Source organism: Stenotrophomonas sp. YJH_SMC_46 (assembly GCF_059370315.1).
The window spans coordinates 595,464-612,610 of the sequence record NZ_JCAFTO010000002.1; the positions used below are offsets into that span (position 1 = coordinate 595,464).

Genomic DNA, 17,147 nt, shown 5'->3' on the forward strand with positions numbered 1-17,147 from the left:
CGGCGGTGTTCGGTTACGGTTGCGATGACATGCGCGGGGCGGCGGCGAAGTCCCGTGCGTTGGCGTGCCACGTACTGCGTGCTGCGATTGCGTTGAAGCCTGTTGCGGTGTCAGGCGGCCGATTGCTGCAGGTACCAGCTGGCAGCGCCGACCACGCCCAGCTGGCCGTGTTCGACGACCTTCACCGGGATGCGTGCCAGCGCTTCGCCCATCGGCCCCTTCTGCAGGTAGCGTTCGACGAAGGTGCTGGCGTGCAGGTATTCGCGGATCTGCGGCAGGATGCCGCCGGCCAGGTAGACGCCACCGTGGGCGCCGTAGAACAGCGCCATGTCGCCGATGGTGCTGCCGAGCAGGCCACAGAACACGTCCAGCGCCTGGCGCGCATGCGCATCGGTATCGGCCATGGCGGCGGCGGTGACTGCGTCGGGGCTTGCCAGGGTCGGCGCCTGCCCCTGCAGTGCACACACGGCTCGGTACAGGTTCATCAGGCCGGGGCCGGAGATCGCATGCTCGATCGACACGTGCGCGCGGTCGCGCTGCATGTGGCGGACGATGGCCATTTCCAGTTCGGTGCTGGCCGCCAGAGTCGGCTGGCCGGCCTCGGTGGGCAGAACCACTGGGCCGTGCGCGGTGGGGATCCACAGCGCGGCGCCCAGACCGGTACCGGGGCCGACCACCAGGGTCGGACCGCGTGCGGCGCTTTCCGGCCCGCACAGGTGCAGCACGCCACTGGCGTCCACCTGCGCGGCGGCGTAGGCCACTGCTTCGAAGTCGTTGACGATGTAGACCCGCTGCAGGCCGACGTCGGCTTCCACCTGGCGCGCCGACAGCGGCCACGGCAGGTTGGCGGTGATCACGGTGCCGTCCTCGCGGGCGTAGCCGGCGCTGGCGACCACGCAGTGCGTGGGCCGCGGGCCTTCGCCCAGGAAGTCGGACAGGATCGCGCTGAGACCGGCATGGTCGGCGTTGCGGTACTTGCGGTACTCCAGCACCTGCACCGGGTGGGCGGCATCGCCGCTGGCCTGGACCCGGGCCACGCGCACATGGGTGCCACCGACGTCGGCGGCCAGGAACGAGGGCGCAACGCGGGACAGGACATGGGCCGGGGCGGGGTGGCTGGCGGTCACGCGGGCTCCTGCTGTCAGGTGGGGCCGGCCCGGAACCGGGGCGGCGATTGTGCCGGAGTCTGTAACCGCGCTGACAACGATGTCAACGAGTTCGTGACACTTTCGTTGCTGCGTTGCAACGAACGCGGCGTGCAGTAAACGTTTACATGGTGTGAGTGTGGGTTTCACGTGGGAACCATTGCCGCACGTGGCTCTAGGACTGCCGCGCATTCAGCGGGGCGTACCGCGGTGGACTTGCGCAGTGCAGCACGAGGTTCACAGGGCTGCGCGTGGAAGTTGACAAACCGCGGCTGTCCATCGAAAGAATGTGACAACGTTGTTCCCAGCCACTCTCCGACGCCGCGTTCTGCGGCCGTCGCCGCAGGAGCCCTCCTGATGTCCGCCGTCCCCGCTGCAAGCGCGCGCCCGAACGTGGTCACCTCCATCGCCATCGTTGGCGTGTTGTTCTTCCTGATCGGCTTCTTCACCTGGCTCAACGGCCCGCTGATCACCTTTGTCAAGTTGGCCTTCGAACTCAGCGAGGTCGGCGCCTTCCTGGTGCTGATGGTGTTCTACCTGTCCTATTTCTTCCTGGCCCTGCCGGCGTCCTGGATCCTGCGCCGCACCGGCATGAAGAAGGGCCTGAGCCTGAGCCTGCTGGTGATGGCCGGGGGGGCCGCGCTGTTCGGTGAATTCGCCACCCAGCGCTGGTACCCGGGTGCGCTCGGCGGGCTGTTCGTGATCGGCAGCGGGCTGGCCCTGCTGCAGACGGCGATCAATCCCTACATCTCCATCCTCGGCCCGATCGAGACGGCGGCACGCCGCATCGCACTGATGGGCATCTGCAACAAGATCGCCGGCATGCTCGCCCCGGTGCTGATCGGCACCCTGGTGCTGCATGGCATCGGCGACCTGGACAAGCAGGTGCAGGCCGCCGACGCGGTCACCAAGGTCGCGCTGCTCAACGAATTCGCCGCCAAGATCCATGCGCCGTACCTTGCGATGGCCGCGCTGCTGGTGGTGCTGGCGGTGGCCGTGCTGTTCTCGCCTCTGCCGGAGATCAAGTCCTCCGAAGCCAATGCAACGCCGTCAAGGGCACCGGGAACGGCCGAGCGCCGCAGCATCTTCCAGTTCCCGCATCTGTGGCTGGGCGTGCTGTGCCTGTTCGTGTACGTAGGCGTGGAAGTCATGGCCGGTGATGCGATCGGCACCTACGGCCACGGTTTCGGCTTGCCGCTGGACCAGACCAAGATGTTCACCTCGCTGACGCTGGGTGCGATGTTGGCCGGCTACGTGGTCGGCCTGCTGGCGATCCCTGGCCTGGTCTCGCAGTCGCGCTACCTGACCATTTCGGCAGTGATGGGCGTGGTGTTCTGCCTGGGCGCCTGGGCTACGCACGGCTACGTCTCGGTGGCCTTCGTGGCCCTGCTGGGCTTCGCCAATGCCATGATGTGGCCGGCGATCTTCCCGCTGGCGATCCGCGGCCTGGGCCGCTTCACCGAGACCGGCTCGGCCCTGCTGGTGATGGGTATCGCCGGCGGCGCGATCATTCCGCAGCTGTTCGCCGTGCTCAAGCAGCACATCGACTTCCAGCTGGTGTTCGTGCTGCTGATGGTGCCGTGCTACCTGTACATCCTGTTCTATTCGGTGATCGGCCATCGCGCCGGCCTGCCGCAGGACAAGGCCTGATCGGCGATGATGGACGGCAGCCAACCCCAGGGAAAACCCATGCGCAGAGCGACCATCAAGGACGTTGCGGAGAAGGCCAAGGTCTCGCTGAAGACGGTCTCGCGCGTGATCAACAACGAGCCCTCGGTGATGCAGGCCACCCGCGCGCGGGTGCTGCGTGCCATTGCCGAGCTCGACTATGAACCCGATCCGTCCGCGCGCAACCTGCGCAGCGGCACTACCTTCGTAATCGGGCTGGTCTACGACAACCCGAACCCGTACCACATCATCGGCGTGCAGAATGGCGTGCTCGCCGCCTGCCGCGAGACCGGGTTCGGGCTGCAGATCCATCCCTGCGATTCCAGCTCGCCGCTGCTCGCCGATGAACTGGCCGACTGGGTGCAGCGTTCGCGCCTGGCCGGGCTGGTGCTGACCGCACCGATGTCCGAGCGCCGCGACCTGATCCAGGCGCTGACCGCGCGCGGCATCAAGCTGGTGCGCATCATCGCCGCCACCGAAGACCCGGCCGATGGCGCCTGTGTGTTCGTGGACGACCGCGAGGCCGCCTACGAGATCACCGAGCACCTGATCCAGCTGGGCCACCAGCGCATCGGCTTCCTCTGGGGCGGCAGCTCGCACCGGTCTTCGGGCGAGCGCTACGCCGGTTACGAAGCCGCGCTGAAGGACTACGGCATGACCGTGGACAAGCACCTGGTGGTGCAGGGCGACTACACCTTCGATGACGGTTTCCGCGGCGCGCGCCGCCTGCTGGCGCTGCGCGAGCCGCCCACCGCCATCTTCGGTTCCAACGACGAAATCGCTGCCGGCGTGCTGGCCGCCGCCAAGTCGGCCGGCATGAACGTGCCCTACGACCTGTCCATTGCCGGCTTCGAGGACAGCCCGTTCTCGCGCCAGTCCTGGCCGCCGCTGACCACCGCCAAGCAGGCCACCGAGGACATCGCCCGCCATGCCGCGCGCCTGCTGATCGCCCAGCTGCGCAGCGATGCCTACGACGACGCGCCGGCGCCGCTGCACAACCAGGGCTTCGTGCCGCAGCTGGTGGTGCGTGGTTCGACCGCGCCGATGCGCCCCGCCGGCGCACGCCCCCTTCCTTCCGATCCTGCCTGAGCCTGCCATGTCGCTGTCAGACCCCACGTCCACCCTGATGTTCGCCGAGGCCGCTGAAGCGGCCGACGTGGTCGCGCGCCAGTTCTCGCGCAACCACGCCACCATGGAAACCCTGGCCGCCAGCCTGCGTGCTGCACCGCCGCCGTTCGTGGTCACCTGTGCACGCGGCAGCTCCGACCACGCCGCCACCTATGGCAAGTATCTGCTGGAAACCCAGCTGGGCCTGGTGGTCGCGTCGGCCTCGCCATCGGTGGGGTCGGTCTACGCCGCACCATTGCAGCTGCGCGGCGCACTGTTCATCGTCATCTCGCAGTCGGGCAAGAGCCCGGACCTGCTGCGCAACGCCGAGGCCGCCAAGGCGGCCGGTGCGCGCGTGATCGCGCTGGTCAACGTCGAGGATTCACCTCTGGCGCAGCTGGCCGACACGGTCATTCCGCTGCACGCGGGTGCCGAAAAGAGCGTGGCGGCGACCAAGAGCTACCTGGCGTCGCTGGCCGCGCTGCTGCAGCTGGCCGCGTACTGGAAGCAGGACAGCAGCCTGCGTGCGGCGCTGGACCTGCTGCCCGACGCGCTGCGTGAGGCGTGGCAGTGCGACTGGAGCGCGGTGACCGAAGGCCTGGTCGAGGCCACCAACCTGTTCGTGCTCGGCCGTGGCCTGGGCTTGGGGGCGGCCCAGGAAGCGGCGCTGAAGTTCAAGGAAACCTGCAGCCTGCATGCCGAAGCCTACAGCTCGGCCGAGGTCAAGCACGGCCCGATGGCGCTGGTTGACCGTGGATTCCCGGTGCTGGCCTTCGCGCAGCCCGATGAAACTGGCGCCGGCACCCGCGCGGTGGTCGAGGAATTTTCTGCCCGGGGCGCGCAGGTGTGGCTGGCCGGGGCCGGCGGCAACCTGCCGGTGGCTGCAGCGCCGCATCCGTTGTGCGCACCGTTGTTGACCGTGCAGAGCTTCTATCGCGCGATCAACGCGCTGGCGCTGAGCCGTGGTTTCAACCCGGATCTGCCGCCGCATCTGAACAAGGTTACGGAGACGGTGTGATGGCCACGGTCCTGCGCAACGCCCGCATCCTGGCTGGCGAGGAGTTCCGCGACGATCTGGCGGTGGTGATCGAGGACGGTCGCATCAGCGCGCTGCTGCCTGACGCTGCACCGCAGCTGGGCCAGGCGGCCGAGCAGATCGATCTGGACGGCGGCTGGCTGCTGCCCGGCTTCATCGATGTGCAGGTCAATGGCGGCGGCGGCGCGCTGTTCAACAACACGCCCGATGTCGCCTCGCTGCGCACCATCGCGCGTGCGCACCGGCGCTTCGGCACCACCGCGATGCTGCCGACGCTGATCAGCGACGATGTGGACGTGATGCGCGAAGCAATCGCTGCGATGCGCGAAGCAATCGCTCAGGGCGTGCCCGGCGTGATCGGCATCCACCTGGAAGGCCCGTACATCGCGCCGGCGCGCAAGGGCACCCACGATGCCAGCAAGTTCCGCGTGCCGGATGAAGACGAGATCGCGCTGGCGGCATCGCTCGACAACGGCGTGACCCTGCTGACGCTGGCGCCGGAACGCGTGCCGCTGGAGACGATCCGCGCGCTGGTCGAGCGTGGCGTGATCGTTGCCGCTGGCCACACTGCAGGCACCTACGAGGAGATCCGCGCCGGCCTGGATGCTGGGGTGCGTGGCTTCACCCATCTGTACAACGCGATGTCGCCGCTGCAGGGCCGCGAGCCTGGCGCGGTGGGCGCTGCGCTGGAAGACCGCGACAGCTGGATCGGCATCATCGTCGATGGCGTGCATGTGCATCCGGCCAGCCTGCGGGTGGCGCTGGCGGCCAAGCCGCGCGGTCGCCTGCTGCTGGTGACCGATGCGATGCCGCCGGTCGGTACCGACGATCCCAGCTACGTGCTGTACGGCGAAACCATCACCGCCATCGACGGCGTGGTGCGCAATGCCGCCGGTTCGCTGGCGGGCTCGGCGCTGGACATGGCCACGGCGGTGCGCAACACCGTGCAGCTGCTCGGCCAGCCGCTGGCCGAAGCCGCGCGCATGGCCTCGACCTACCCGGCGCAGTTCCTCAACGTCGATGATCGCCTGGGCCACATCGCCGAGGGCTACCAGGCCGACCTGGTGCTGCTGGATGACGCCCTGCAGGTACGTGGCACCTGGATTGCCGGACAGTACGAGGCCGCCTGATGAACAGTACGCCGCCACGCCGGCTGGGCTCGATCGATGCCCTGCGCGGCATCACCGTGGCGGCGATGCTGCTGGTCAACAATCCAGGCGACTGGAGTGCAGTGTTCGCGCCGCTGCGTCATTCGGAATGGCATGGCTGCACGCCCACCGATCTGGTGTTTCCGTTCTTCCTGTTCCTGGTGGGCGTGTCGATGGCCTTCAGCGTGGCACCGCGCGCGCTGGATGCCGCTGCGCGTCCTGCACTGGCGCGCGGTGTGCTGGAGCGCGCGCTGCGCATCCTGGTGGCCGGTGCGCTGCTGCATCTGCTGATCTGGTGGGCGCTGGATACACACCACTTCCGCATCTGGGGCGTGCTGCAACGCATCGCGGTGTGTGCGGCGTTGGTGGGCGTGCTGGCGGTCTACGCGCGGCCGCGCGTGCAGGTGGGCGCTCTGATCGCGCTGCTGGTGGGGTACACCGTGTTGCTGCTGGGCATCGGTGACCTGGCGCCATGGACCAACCCGGCCAGCCGCCTGGATACCGCGTTGTTCGCGCCGTGGATCTATCAATGGCACGCCGATGCCGGGCTGGGCCATGACCCGGAAGGATTGCTGAGCACGCTGGGCGCGCTGGCCAGTACCGTGCTCGGGCTGTTGGCCGGAGGCCTGCTGCGCAGCGGACGTGCCGCGGCGCTGGCCGGGCTGGGTGTGGCGACTGCGGTATTGGGCCTGCTGCTGGCGGTGGTGCTGCCGTTGAACAAACAGCTGTGGACGCCCAGCTACGTGCTGTGGACCGGTGGCCTGGCGGCGCTGGCGCTATGGCTGGGCCACCTGTTGATCGACCAGAAGGGCTGGCCGGCGCTGGGCCGGCGCTTCGGCGTCAATGCGATCACGGCGTATCTGGGCGCATCGGTGATGTCGGTGGTGCTGATGGCTACCGGAGTTTGGGGGTGGGTCTGGCAGCAGCTGGCCACCGCAATGCCGCAGGCGCTGGAGCTGGCGTCCATGCTGCAGGCGCTGGTGTTTGTCGCGCTGTGGTGGGGCGTGGCATGGTGGCTGGACCGGCGGAAGATCTATCTGAAGATCTGATGGCACCTCATCCACGCCATGCGTGGATGCTCTCCTCGCGGCCTGTGACCGCTGCAAAGATGAATAATTTCAGCCACGTAGAGGTGGCGTGATGGCCGATCAAGTTCGCAACTGAACTGTGATGGCCGCCACGCAATTTCACCTATCGAAACCGTTCACCACACGGCAGACTGCCTGCGCAGTGCCGCATATCCGCAGTTCCTGATCCCTTTTCCAGGAGTGCTGTATGTCCCGTGCCGTTCCACACGCTTTTCGTCCGCGCCGCCTCACCGTTTCCGTGCTGCAGGCCCTGGCTGTCCCGTCCGTCATGCTGCTGAGTGCCAGCGTCGCCTGGGCCGGCTGTGACAGCGCCGCCCCCGTCGCCGGCCAGACGGTCACCTGCGACGCCAATGCGCCGAACCCGCAGACTGTTCCCATCACCGCCAATGGCGCGGCCGGCATCACCGTCACTGTCGCCAGCGGCGCACAGCTGCAACAGAGCGGCGGCGTAAGCGCAATCTCGCTGGTCGGCGCAGGCGGGCACCTGTTGTCCAACCTGGGCACGATCAGTTCGGTGGGCGGTGTGGCGGTCCAGCTCGGTGGCGGCAGCCGTGTCGAAAATGCGGGCAGCATCAGCACCGGCAACAACACCGCCCTGCAGTTCGTCGGTGCGGGCGACAGCGTGCTGGTCAACCGCGGTACGATCAGCGGGCGCACCGGCGTACAGTTCGATTCAGGCAACGACCGCCTGGACATGCAGGCCGGCAGCATCAGCGGCGGCGTCCTGCAAGGGGATGGCAACGATGTGCTGCTGCTGGGCAATGGCACCATCGACAGCGTCGACCAGGGCAACGGCGATGACCAGATGACCGTCACCGGCGGCACCGTCACCGGCCTGGTAGCGCAGGGCAGTGGCCGCGATGATTTCGTCATGAGTGGCGGCACGGTCGGCGCGCTGCAGCAGGGCGACAACATCGATACCTTCCGCATGAGCGGTGGCCGCATCATCGGCGCGTTCGAGGATGGCGACCAGGCGTGGATGACCGGTGGCCGCATCGGCCGCGTCAACATGAAGCTGGACAAGAACCTGTGGGACCAGTCCGGCGGCACCGTGGATGGCAATGTGGTGACCGGTTTCGACACCGATACCATCATCATCTCGGGTACCGCCTACATCGGCGGCAACATAAGCGTCAGCGGCGGCAACGACAGCGTGACCATTACCGACGGCACCGTGCGCGGGCAGGTACTGCTCAGTACCGGCGATGACACCTTCAACTGGAATGGCGGCGGCATCGTCTACGGCGCGATCGACATGGGCCCGGACAACGACGTGGCCAACCTCAGCAACCTCAACCAGGGCAACCTCGGTGCGGTGCCGCTGTTCGACGGCGGCAGTGGCATCGACCAGCTCAACCTCAGCAACGTCAAGACCACGGGCGTGGGCCGCTTCCAGAACTGGGAGACGATCAGCCTGACCAACAGCACCGAGCTGAGCTTCGATGGCGACCTGGTGCTGGGCGACAGCGCAACCGGCACCGGCACGCTCACCGTGGATGACACCAGTACCGTGTATGCGGGCAGTGGCGGCCATGCCATCCGTCCGTTCAACAGTGGCGCACTGGTGGAGATGGTCAATGCCGGGCGCATCGACCTGACCGGTACCGGCGCGGGCGACGTGTTCACCGTGCGTGGCAACTACCGCGGAGACGGTGGTGGCCTGTACCTGCGTACCGTGCTGGGCTCGGACAACTCCACCAGCGACCGTCTGGTGATCGACGGCGGTACTGCCACCGGGACCACCGGCATCGGCGTGCTCAATGCCGGCGGCAGCGGCGCCGCCACGCTGGCCGATGGCATCCTGGTGGTGCAGGCCTTGAATGGCGCCCGCACTGCGCCGGGCGCGTTCTCGCTGTTCGCACCGGTTGCGGCCGGTGCCTACGAGTACTTCCTGTTCAAGGGCGGTGTCAGTGCCGGTACCGCCGAGAACTGGTACCTGCGTTCGACGCTGGTGACCGGGCCGACGCCGGCACCCAACGGTGGCGGCAGCGCGACACCGCCACCGCTGACGCCTCCAGTGGCACCACCGCCGCCGATCACCCCGGCACCGCCGCCGCCGCCCGAAGGCGCCACCGATCCGGATCTGACCGCGGGCGAGACCGCGCCGCCACCGCCGCCACCGGAACCGGCGCCGGTGGCGCCGCCCAGCGATCCGGCCGTGCCGGACGTGCCGGTGGCCGGCGGTGCGCTGCCCGGAACCGGTGCCCCGCCGACGCCGGGTGCACGCCCCGCCGAGGGCGCAGTGGTGCCGCTGTACCGCGTGGAGACTGCCACCTATGCCGTGGTGCCGCCGCTGCTGCGCGAGACCTCGCTGGCCAGCCTGGGTACCTTCCACGAGCGCCAGGGCGAGCAGCGCCTGCTGTACAACCAGGGCGCATTCCGCACCGCCTGGGGCCGGTTGGTGGGGCAGAGCAGCGAGATCCACTGGAAGGGGGATGCGCAGCCCGGCTTCGATGGCGATGTGATGGGCCTGCAGGCCGGCCTCGACGTGTGGGCTGCGGCGCCTGACAACCACCGCAACCAGATCGGCGTATTCGTTGGCCGCACCCGCGCGCAGGGCAAGACCACCGGCCTGGCACTGGGCTGGGAGAACGTGCAGGTGGGCCAGAACCGCCTGGACGACAAGCACGTGGGCTTGTACTGGACCTTCACCGACAGCAGCGGTGGCTACATCGACGCCGTGGCGATGCAGAGCCGTTACGACGGCCGCGTGCGTTCCTCGCGCGGGCTTGGCTTCGGCTTGAGCGGTGATGGCACCAGCGTGTCGGTGGAGGCCGGCAAGCCGCTGCTGCGGTTTGGGCAGTCGGCGTGGTGGTTGGAGCCACAGGTACAGGTGATCTGGCAGCGCACCTCGCTGGACGACCGCCGCGATGAGGTATCGAGCGTGCGCTTCGACAACGACAACGCCTGGACCGGCCGCATCGGCCTGCGTCTGGCCGGCGACTACCAGCTGGCCGACAACGGCTGGCAGCCGTATTTCAAGCTGAATTACTGGCATGGTCGTTCCGGCGAGGACCGCATCCGCTTCGACGACGACACGATCATCAATTCGCAGCGCTCACGCGCGCTCGAAGCCGGTGTCGGCGTGGTAGGGCGCTTCAACCGCACCATCAGCGCGTACGCGGTGGCCGACTACACGCGCGAGCTGGGCGGTGACCGCAATGAGAAGCGCCGCATCATCGAAGGCAACATCGGCCTGCGCGCGGACTGGTAGCGCGCGGTACGGATGTCATGACTCGTTCTGGTGGGTGTCGACCTTGGTCGACACGACTCTCTCCGCTGCCATGACCTGCTCTGGTAGGTGCCGACCTTGGTCGGCACGAATCCCGCCGACGCCATGACGTTGCTCTGGTAGGTGCCGACCTTGGTCGGCACGAATCCCACCGACGCCATGACGTTGCTCTGGTAGGTGCCGACCTTGGTCGGCACGAATCCCACCGACGCCATGACGTTGCTCTGGTAGGTGCCGACCTTGGTCGGCACGAATCCCACCGACACCACGACGTTGCTCTGGTAGGTGCCGACCTTGGTCGGCACGAATCCCACCGACGCCATGACCTCCGCGCAGCCGAGCATAGGCGCGGTTCTACAACAGTGGTGCGCACGCATCCGGTTCCACCAGCGCCCCGGCATGATCGGCCAGCACCACCACCGCATGCAGCAACCCTTCCTCCACCTGTGGCGGACACTGCGCCTGCAAATCATCCATCTCGCGCGCCGACTGCGCCGCCAGCAACACGCCCCCACACGCAGACACTGCCGCCAGGCAGCGCGTCGCTTCGGCCAGTTCCCGACCGCGCGCCCCGCTGAGTTGCCGTTCGCGCCACACCTGATCATCGGCTGCGTGGCCACGCGCCATGCCGCGCAACCGCGCGAAGAACGCGGAGGGCGGCGCCTGTTCGTGGGCTTCGGTGAGCGCATCTTCCAGCGCTTCGGCTGCCGTAGTGGACAGCTGCAGGCCGGGCAGTGCAGCACCGAGCAGTGCATGCAGGCGTGGATAGGTGGGGAAGGGTTTGTTCATGGCGGCAACCTCACGGAGCAAGGCCACCTGCGGCATGCAAGGTGGCGGGCGGTGCGGGTTGGCGTGCCGGTCAAAATCAAAGAGAAAAAAAGCCGACGGATCACGAGGATCCCCACGCACCGCCCGCCATAGGCGAGCCGGTGCATTGTCGTGATTGCCGCAACGACGGCAACCCGTTCTCTTTGATGTTTGATTCAGGACGCCAATCCCGGCCAGCGCAGGAGGCGCCGACGGAGGCAACCTTCTCGCGTTCTACATGGCAATGACATGGGCAAAGTTGCAATTTACTGATCGCGTGCACGCTGTCTTGCTGCAACCCGCGGCGGGGCCAGATACGACAGTTCGCGCATGGCGAAAGCCATCACCTGCGGGCTATGCTGTGCGCCTGCCTCAACGACAAGGAAACGTCACATGCAGGTTCGCAAGGGAGTGCGTCGCATTGGTGCGCTGGTGATCGCGCTGGTGGCTGCCAACGCCATGGCCGATACGCCCAAGGCAATCGAAGTGCCCTCACCGGAGGCGGAGGCCGAGATCCTCGACCTGCTTGAACGGCAGGCGCTGTATCGCGACCGGGTGGACTGGCCTGGAACCCGCACACGACTGCAATCGGTGCAGGGCGACCCCGTGAAGCGGCTGGCGTTACTGCGCGAAGCCATTGCGGTCAGCACGGGCAATCATGGCGTATGGACGACGACCCAGCGCCAGAGCGAATCCCTTGCGCGCGCGCAGCAGGTCGGCGCCGCCGCCGTGGAAAGGGCCAAGGCCGCCGATGCGGTGGATGCGCGCATCGGCTGGCTGGTCATCGAGGGATATGCCTCCACGCCCGGCGCGACGCCACAGGAAGCGTTCCGCCAGAACATCCAGCGCGCCGCGCGGTGGCAGCAGGTCATCCGTAGCAAGGACGACGGCATGCGCTGTGGCTGGATCGTCGACCTGCGTGACAACAGCGGTGGCAACATGTGGCCGATGCTGCTGGGCATGGCACCGCTGCTGCGCACCTCGGTGGTGAACAACGAAGATGTGGGGGCGTTCGAAACCGCACAGGGGCCGGAGCGCTGGACGTTGACCGCGACCGCCGTGCAGCGTGCAGGCAAGTCGGTGCTGGACTTCGGCCAGTCCGGGTATGTGCTGCGGCAGCCCGGCGCGCCGGTGGCAGTGCTGTTCGGACCGCGCACCGGCAGTTCGGGCGAGGCCTCGGCGCTGGCGTGGCGTGGTCGTCCGCAGACGCGGAGTTTCGGTCAGCCCACTGCGGGTGTCTCCACTGGCAATGTCGTGCACACGCTTGCCGATGGCAGCCGCCTGCTGCTGACCACCAGCGTGATGCGGGACCGCAATGATCGTGGCGACGGCTTGAAGATCGAGCCCGACCAGCGCGTCGAGGGTGACGCCGCCACCGTGGCCGCCGCCCAAGCCTGGCTGCTGGCCCAGCCCGCCTGCCAGGGCACCCGGTCATGATCCTGATCGGCCAACAGGAACGGGTGCTGATCGTCGGCCCCACCGAAGCCCACCACTGCCTGCGCTGCCAGACGGAAACCGAATTCGCCCCGCAGCTGCGCTACAAAATGGCGCGCATCGATCTGCTGTTCGGCTTCACCTACCAGCGCCGCTACGAGCTGGCCTGCACCCGGTGCGGGCACGGCTGGGTGCTGGACACCGACACCATGGACCAGCAGCTGGGTGGGGTGCCGATCCCGTGGCGGCACCGCTTCGGCCTGCCACTGATGCTGGTGGTGGTGGCCGGTCTGGCGGCGTTGGGCTGGCTGTGGCGGCACGGATTCCTCGGTTGAGGACAGGGCCTGTTAAAGTCTGCCCTGCAATCACGTACCGGAACCGACCATGGACCACGACACCCCGTTCGAACCCCTCAACGACCTCGAGGAGCGCCTGCTGCAGGCCCAGGACGGCACGCTGACCGCGTCGCAGTTCCTCGACGGCCTGCTGACCTCGACGGCGTTCGTGCTGCTGGACAAGGCCATTGGCGAAGATGGCGCCTGGGACGAGAGCATCTCGCCGCTGGTGCTGACCAGCGAGGGCGGCGAGCCGATGTTCGCGGTGTTCACCGCCCCCGAGCGCGCGGGCCTGTGGCACGAGCAGCTGCCGCAGTTTGCGCATGCCATGCCGATCGCGGTGCACGCGCTGCTGGCCGGTATCGGCGACGGCGTCGGCCTGGTGCTGAACCCGGGCCTGGACGTGGGCATGGAGATGATTCCCGATGCGGTGGCGCAGCTGAAGCAGCGGGCTGCGGCGATCACCCGTGGGATGGCGCACTGATCCCGCGAGTGTCTGGTTGCCGGCCAGCGGCCGGCACTACCCGTGGTGCCGGACGGCGGCGATGGCTTGCAAGTGCGTCCTGTTCAATGGAGAGGAGCATCGTGGGCAGGCGTTCTAACCGATCGCTGTGGGTCTATGAGGTCGGCCTTGTTGCGGGTTTGGCACTGGTAGCTGCGTTCATCACCCGGTTCAATCCGGTGGAGACACTCCGGCTGGGTGGATGGCTGTTCCTCTTGATGCAACCCATCTTGTTGGGTGCTCATGCTGTCGACCACTTCTCGCGTAAGCGTCGTCGATAGACGGGCGATCGGTGCCGGCCAGCAGCCGGCATCACCAGGTGCTTCAGCGGGCGGCGGCGATGGCTTTCACCCGCGCCTTGGCCAGCGCTTCGCCGATGGCCGGCCCCTTCAGGTGTGTCGTATCCAGATCCCGTGCCTGCACTGACAGCGCCGCCTGGTGCAGGCGCTTGAGCGTTTCGCCCTGTGGGTAGTCGGCGTCCTCGAAGCCGAGCCGGCCGCGCTTGTCGGCCTCGCAGCACAGTGCGATGCGGGCCACGCGTTCCGGCCGGCGCAGCGCATCACAGCGGCCCAGCAGTTCCAGCACGGTGGCATCGCGCAGTTCATCGATGCGGTGCACGTTCAAGTGCTCGCGGCACACCGCTTCGGCCAGCTGCTGGTGTTCGGTGGGAATCTTCAACCGCGCACACAGTGCCTTCAACGGCTTGATGCCGCGCTGCTCGTGCATGATGTGGCGCGGCCATTCCTCCGGCGGGGTCAGGCCCTTGCCGAGATCGTGGGTGAGGGCAGCGAAGCCGACCAGGTCATCGCCGGGGGCGAGCTTCGCGGCCATGTCGCTGACCATTTCCTGGTGGATGCCGGTGTCGACTTCCGGGTGGAATTCAGCACGCTGCGGTACGCCGTACAGTGCTTCCAGTTCGGGCAGGATTGGGCCCAGTGCCTGCGCATCGTGCAGCGTGCGCAGGAAGGCGGAGGGCCGTTCACTGACCAGCGCCTTGCGCAGTTCCTGCCAGACGCGTTCCGGCACCAGCGCGTCCAGTTCACCGCTGGCGGCGACCTCGCGCATCAGTGCCATGGTCTCTTCGGCGACGCTGAAGCCCAGTGGTGCAAAACGGGCCATGAAGCGCGCCGCGCGCAGCACGCGCAGCGGATCCTCGACGAAGGCCGGCCCGACATGGCGCAGCACGCGCTGTTCCAGGTCGCGGACACCGCCATAGGGATCGACCAGCGTGCCGGTGTCTTCGTCGCAGGCAATCGCATTGATGGTGAAGTCGCGGCGCTGCAGGTCTTCTTCCAGCGTCACCGCCGGATCGGCATCGACCACGAAGCCGCGATAGCCGCGGCCGGATTTGCGCTCGGTGCGCGCCAGCGCGTATTCCTCACCCGTCTTCGGATGCAGGAACACCGGGAAATCGCGGCCGACGGCGGTGTAGCCCTGCGCTTCCATCTGCGCGGGCGTGGCGCCAACCACCACCCAGTCGCGGTCGCCGGCAGGGCGCTGCAGCAGGCGGTCGCGCACGGCGCCGCCGACAAGATAGATCTTCATGGGGGGATGATCGCACGGTAGTGCCGGCCGCTGGCCGGCGGGACACATCATGGCGTCCGCCGGGCATGGCCCGGCGCTACCGTCATCGGGTGATCAATCGCCGCCCTGCTCGGCGTTGGCCGCGCAGCTGAAGCTCTTGCGCTTGTCCACCAGGCGGCCCATCAGGCGGTCGCTCAGCGGCAGCGCATCACCATTGAGGCGCCAGTCGTAGATCACGCTGAAGGCCAGCACGCGGGCCACGTACTCGCGGGTTTCCTTGTAGCTGATGGTCTCGATCCACAGGTCCGGATCAAAGCCCGGGCGCTGGCCCTGCCATCGTGCGGTCGGGGTCGGGCCGGCGTTGTAGGCGGCGATGGTCACGTACGGCAGGCCGTCGTACTTGTTCATCAGCTGGCGCAGGTAGGCGGTGCCGATGGCGATGTTGGTGTCCGGGTCGTACAGGCTGTCGGCGCCGCCGTAGCCGGTCAGGCCGATCGACTTGGCCACACCGGCACCGGTGGCCGGCAGCACCTGCATCAGGCCCATGGCGTTGGCAGGCGAGCGCGCACGCGGAGTGAAGGTGCTTTCGGCTCGGATCTCCGCAGCCACCCAGGCCGGGTCGATGGCATTGCGTGCCGACTCGCGGCGTATGGTGGCGTCGTGGTGCAGCGGGAAACGCAGGTCGTACAGGCGCTGTTCCTGCGGCTGCTTGCCGAGCGCGAACACGGCGCGGTCGAACCAGCCGTTGTCCTGCGCAACGCGTACCGCCAGGCGGCGCTGGGTGTCATCGAAGCGCGACAGCGCGCTGTTCCATTCGGCCACGGCCCAGCCGGCACGGTCGATCTGGTACAGCGCCATCGCGCGCTGGATGGCCGGATCGCGCGCGACCGCTGCCTGTGCCTGCGCGCTGTCATTCGGCTTCCACGGGCACAGCGTGTAGCCCTGCTGCAGCTTGTCGGCGGCCAGGAAACCGTGGAAGGTCGGTGCGCGTGCGGCCTCGCGGAACAACGGCTGCGCCTGCTGGGCCTGGCCGGTCTTCTCCAGCATGCGGCCTTCGAAGTAGCGCCAACGCGGGTCGCTGCGCTGCTTGCTGGCCATCTTGCGGATCGCTGTCAGTGCCGCTGGCCAATCGCCGCGCGACATCGCTTCGCGCACGCGCCATTCGTGCAGGCGTTCGTCATACGCCGATTCCGGCACCGCATTGAGGCGGCGCGCCGAATCGGGCAGGTAGGAAGCCACCGTCCACAGTGCGATCTGGTACAGCACCTGGCCCTGCTGCTCGGCACTCAGGCCCAGCGCCTGGGCGTACTGCGGCAGCTGCTGTTCGGTGGCGGCCGGGTCGGCCTTGGCCAGCTTGGCCAGGCCATCGGTGGCGATGCGCCGGCTGCGTTCGTTGCGCGGCCAGTTCAACGCGCTGGCATTGGGCTTGTCGACAAAGGCAGCGTAATTGTTCGCCAGCGCCAGGTCGGTGGCAGGCAGGCCACGTGCGGCACTGCGCATCACGGCCGGCTGCTGGGCGTCGGCGGCGGCATCGATGCGTTCCCAGCGCAGGGCGTCGCTCAGGCCACCCTGCGCCTGCAGCACGGCGAAAACGGCATCACAGCTGTCCGGCAGCGACTTGCCGTTCTTGCGCCACAGGTCCTGCGCCTCGCTGATCCACTGCGGATCGACCTTGCCGGTCACCTGACGCGCGGTCAGCTGCGCACAGCGCAGGCCGGCGTTGTCGGTGGGCACCCAGTTGGCGAGCAGGGTGGGCCAGTCCTGGCGGCGTGCGACCGAGGGCAGCCACACGCTGCGGAACGTGTTGGCCACGGCCTGGCCGTCATAGCGCTTGAGGAAGGCCTGTGCCTGCGCGGTATCGACGGTGTCGATGTTGCGGCGCAGGTTGGCGTACTCCAGCCATCCGTAAGCCGGATGGCGGCTGAGTGCAGCGGCCTGGCCGGGATCGAACTGGCCGCGTTCGGCGGCAGCGATCGCAGCCTTCAGCTGCGCGTTCTGGGCGTCGAGGGACTGGGCGTTGGCGCAGCCGATCAGCAGCGTGGTGGCCAAGGGCAGCAGGGACAGGGCAGTTGAAGTGCGTCGGGTCATGGCGACCAGCATAGCGGGCGATGGCTGAATTCA

14 protein-coding genes are annotated in these 17,147 nt (G+C 67.8%); 9 read left to right on the forward strand and 5 right to left on the reverse strand.

Annotated elements, in window-relative coordinates; all coding sequences use genetic code 11:
* Nucleotides 1-110: 110 nt before the first annotated feature.
* On the reverse strand, nt 111-1,127 hold the full coding sequence (locus tag AC5P8C_RS07760; RefSeq protein ID WP_111098690.1) for a glucokinase family protein: 1,017 nt from the start codon (nt 1,125-1,127) through the stop codon (nt 111-113).
* Nucleotides 1,128-1,502: 375 nt separating this feature from the next.
* Between AC5P8C_RS07760 and AC5P8C_RS07765 the strand changes: the two genes are divergently transcribed.
* The 6 genes from AC5P8C_RS07765 to AC5P8C_RS07790 all read left to right on the forward strand — a co-directional run bounded on the left by AC5P8C_RS07765 (nt 1,503) and on the right by AC5P8C_RS07790 (nt 10,406).
* Nucleotides 1,503-2,795, forward strand: a complete 1,293-nt coding sequence (locus AC5P8C_RS07765) for a sugar MFS transporter (protein ID WP_495218531.1) — start codon at nt 1,503-1,505, stop codon at nt 2,793-2,795.
* Nucleotides 2,796-2,834: 39 nt separating this feature from the next.
* Nucleotides 2,835-3,902: a LacI family DNA-binding transcriptional regulator gene (locus tag AC5P8C_RS07770; protein WP_005411045.1), complete on the forward strand. Its 1,068-nt coding sequence runs from the start codon at nt 2,835-2,837 to the stop codon at nt 3,900-3,902.
* Nucleotides 3,903-3,909: 7 nt separating this feature from the next.
* Entirely contained in the window at nt 3,910-4,938 is a 1,029-nt protein-coding gene (locus AC5P8C_RS07775; RefSeq protein WP_313412911.1) for an SIS domain-containing protein, read from the forward strand.
* Nucleotides 4,938-6,086, forward strand: a complete 1,149-nt coding sequence (nagA, locus tag AC5P8C_RS07780; protein ID WP_313412910.1) for an N-acetylglucosamine-6-phosphate deacetylase — start codon at nt 4,938-4,940, stop codon at nt 6,084-6,086. The genes AC5P8C_RS07775 and nagA overlap by 1 nt, the downstream gene beginning before the upstream one ends.
* Nucleotides 6,086-7,153, forward strand: coding sequence for an acyltransferase family protein (locus AC5P8C_RS07785; protein ID WP_164145073.1), 1,068 nt, complete (start codon nt 6,086-6,088; stop codon nt 7,151-7,153). The genes nagA and AC5P8C_RS07785 overlap by 1 nt, the downstream gene beginning before the upstream one ends.
* A 226-nt stretch (nt 7,154-7,379) precedes the next feature.
* Nucleotides 7,380-10,406, forward strand: coding sequence for an autotransporter family protein (locus tag AC5P8C_RS07790; protein ID WP_495218532.1), 3,027 nt, complete (start codon nt 7,380-7,382; stop codon nt 10,404-10,406).
* Here AC5P8C_RS07790 and AC5P8C_RS07795 read toward each other — a convergent pair.
* Nucleotides 10,325-10,747, reverse strand: a complete 423-nt coding sequence (locus AC5P8C_RS07795; protein ID WP_241874793.1) for a hypothetical protein — start codon at nt 10,745-10,747, stop codon at nt 10,325-10,327. The genes AC5P8C_RS07790 and AC5P8C_RS07795 overlap by 82 nt on opposite strands.
* 31 nt (nt 10,748-10,778) lie before the next feature.
* Nucleotides 10,779-11,213 carry a hypothetical protein gene (locus AC5P8C_RS07800; RefSeq protein ID WP_043401720.1) on the reverse strand — a complete coding sequence of 145 codons (435 nt, stop codon included), beginning with the start codon at nt 11,211-11,213 and terminating at the stop codon, nt 10,779-10,781.
* Between the two features lie 411 nt (nt 11,214-11,624).
* Between AC5P8C_RS07800 and AC5P8C_RS07805 the strand changes: the two genes are divergently transcribed.
* Genes AC5P8C_RS07805 through AC5P8C_RS07815 form a run of 3 tightly spaced genes read left to right on the forward strand, consistent with a single transcriptional unit; the run spans nt 11,625 to nt 13,484 of the window.
* Nucleotides 11,625-12,668, forward strand: a complete 1,044-nt coding sequence (locus AC5P8C_RS07805; protein WP_019660649.1) for a S41 family peptidase — start codon at nt 11,625-11,627, stop codon at nt 12,666-12,668.
* Nucleotides 12,665-13,000: a hypothetical protein gene (locus AC5P8C_RS07810; protein ID WP_043401685.1), complete on the forward strand. Its 336-nt coding sequence runs from the start codon at nt 12,665-12,667 to the stop codon at nt 12,998-13,000. The genes AC5P8C_RS07805 and AC5P8C_RS07810 overlap by 4 nt, the downstream gene beginning before the upstream one ends.
* A gap of 49 nt (nt 13,001-13,049) precedes the next feature.
* Entirely contained in the window at nt 13,050-13,484 is a 435-nt protein-coding gene (locus AC5P8C_RS07815; protein WP_010480925.1) for an SseB family protein, read from the forward strand.
* A 342-nt stretch (nt 13,485-13,826) separates the two neighbouring features.
* On the opposite strand, the gene AC5P8C_RS07820 is transcribed toward AC5P8C_RS07815, so the two are convergent.
* Together AC5P8C_RS07820 and AC5P8C_RS07825 are read right to left on the reverse strand one after the other, a co-directional pair.
* Complete coding sequence (locus AC5P8C_RS07820) at nt 13,827-15,047, reverse strand: multifunctional CCA addition/repair protein (RefSeq protein ID WP_197618467.1); 1,221 nt, start codon at nt 15,045-15,047, stop codon at nt 13,827-13,829.
* Between the two features lie 93 nt (nt 15,048-15,140).
* A complete protein-coding gene (locus AC5P8C_RS07825; protein WP_019660647.1) occupies nt 15,141-17,126 on the reverse strand; it encodes a transglycosylase SLT domain-containing protein in 1,986 nt (661 codons plus the stop codon).
* Nucleotides 17,127-17,147: the final 21 nt, after the last annotated feature.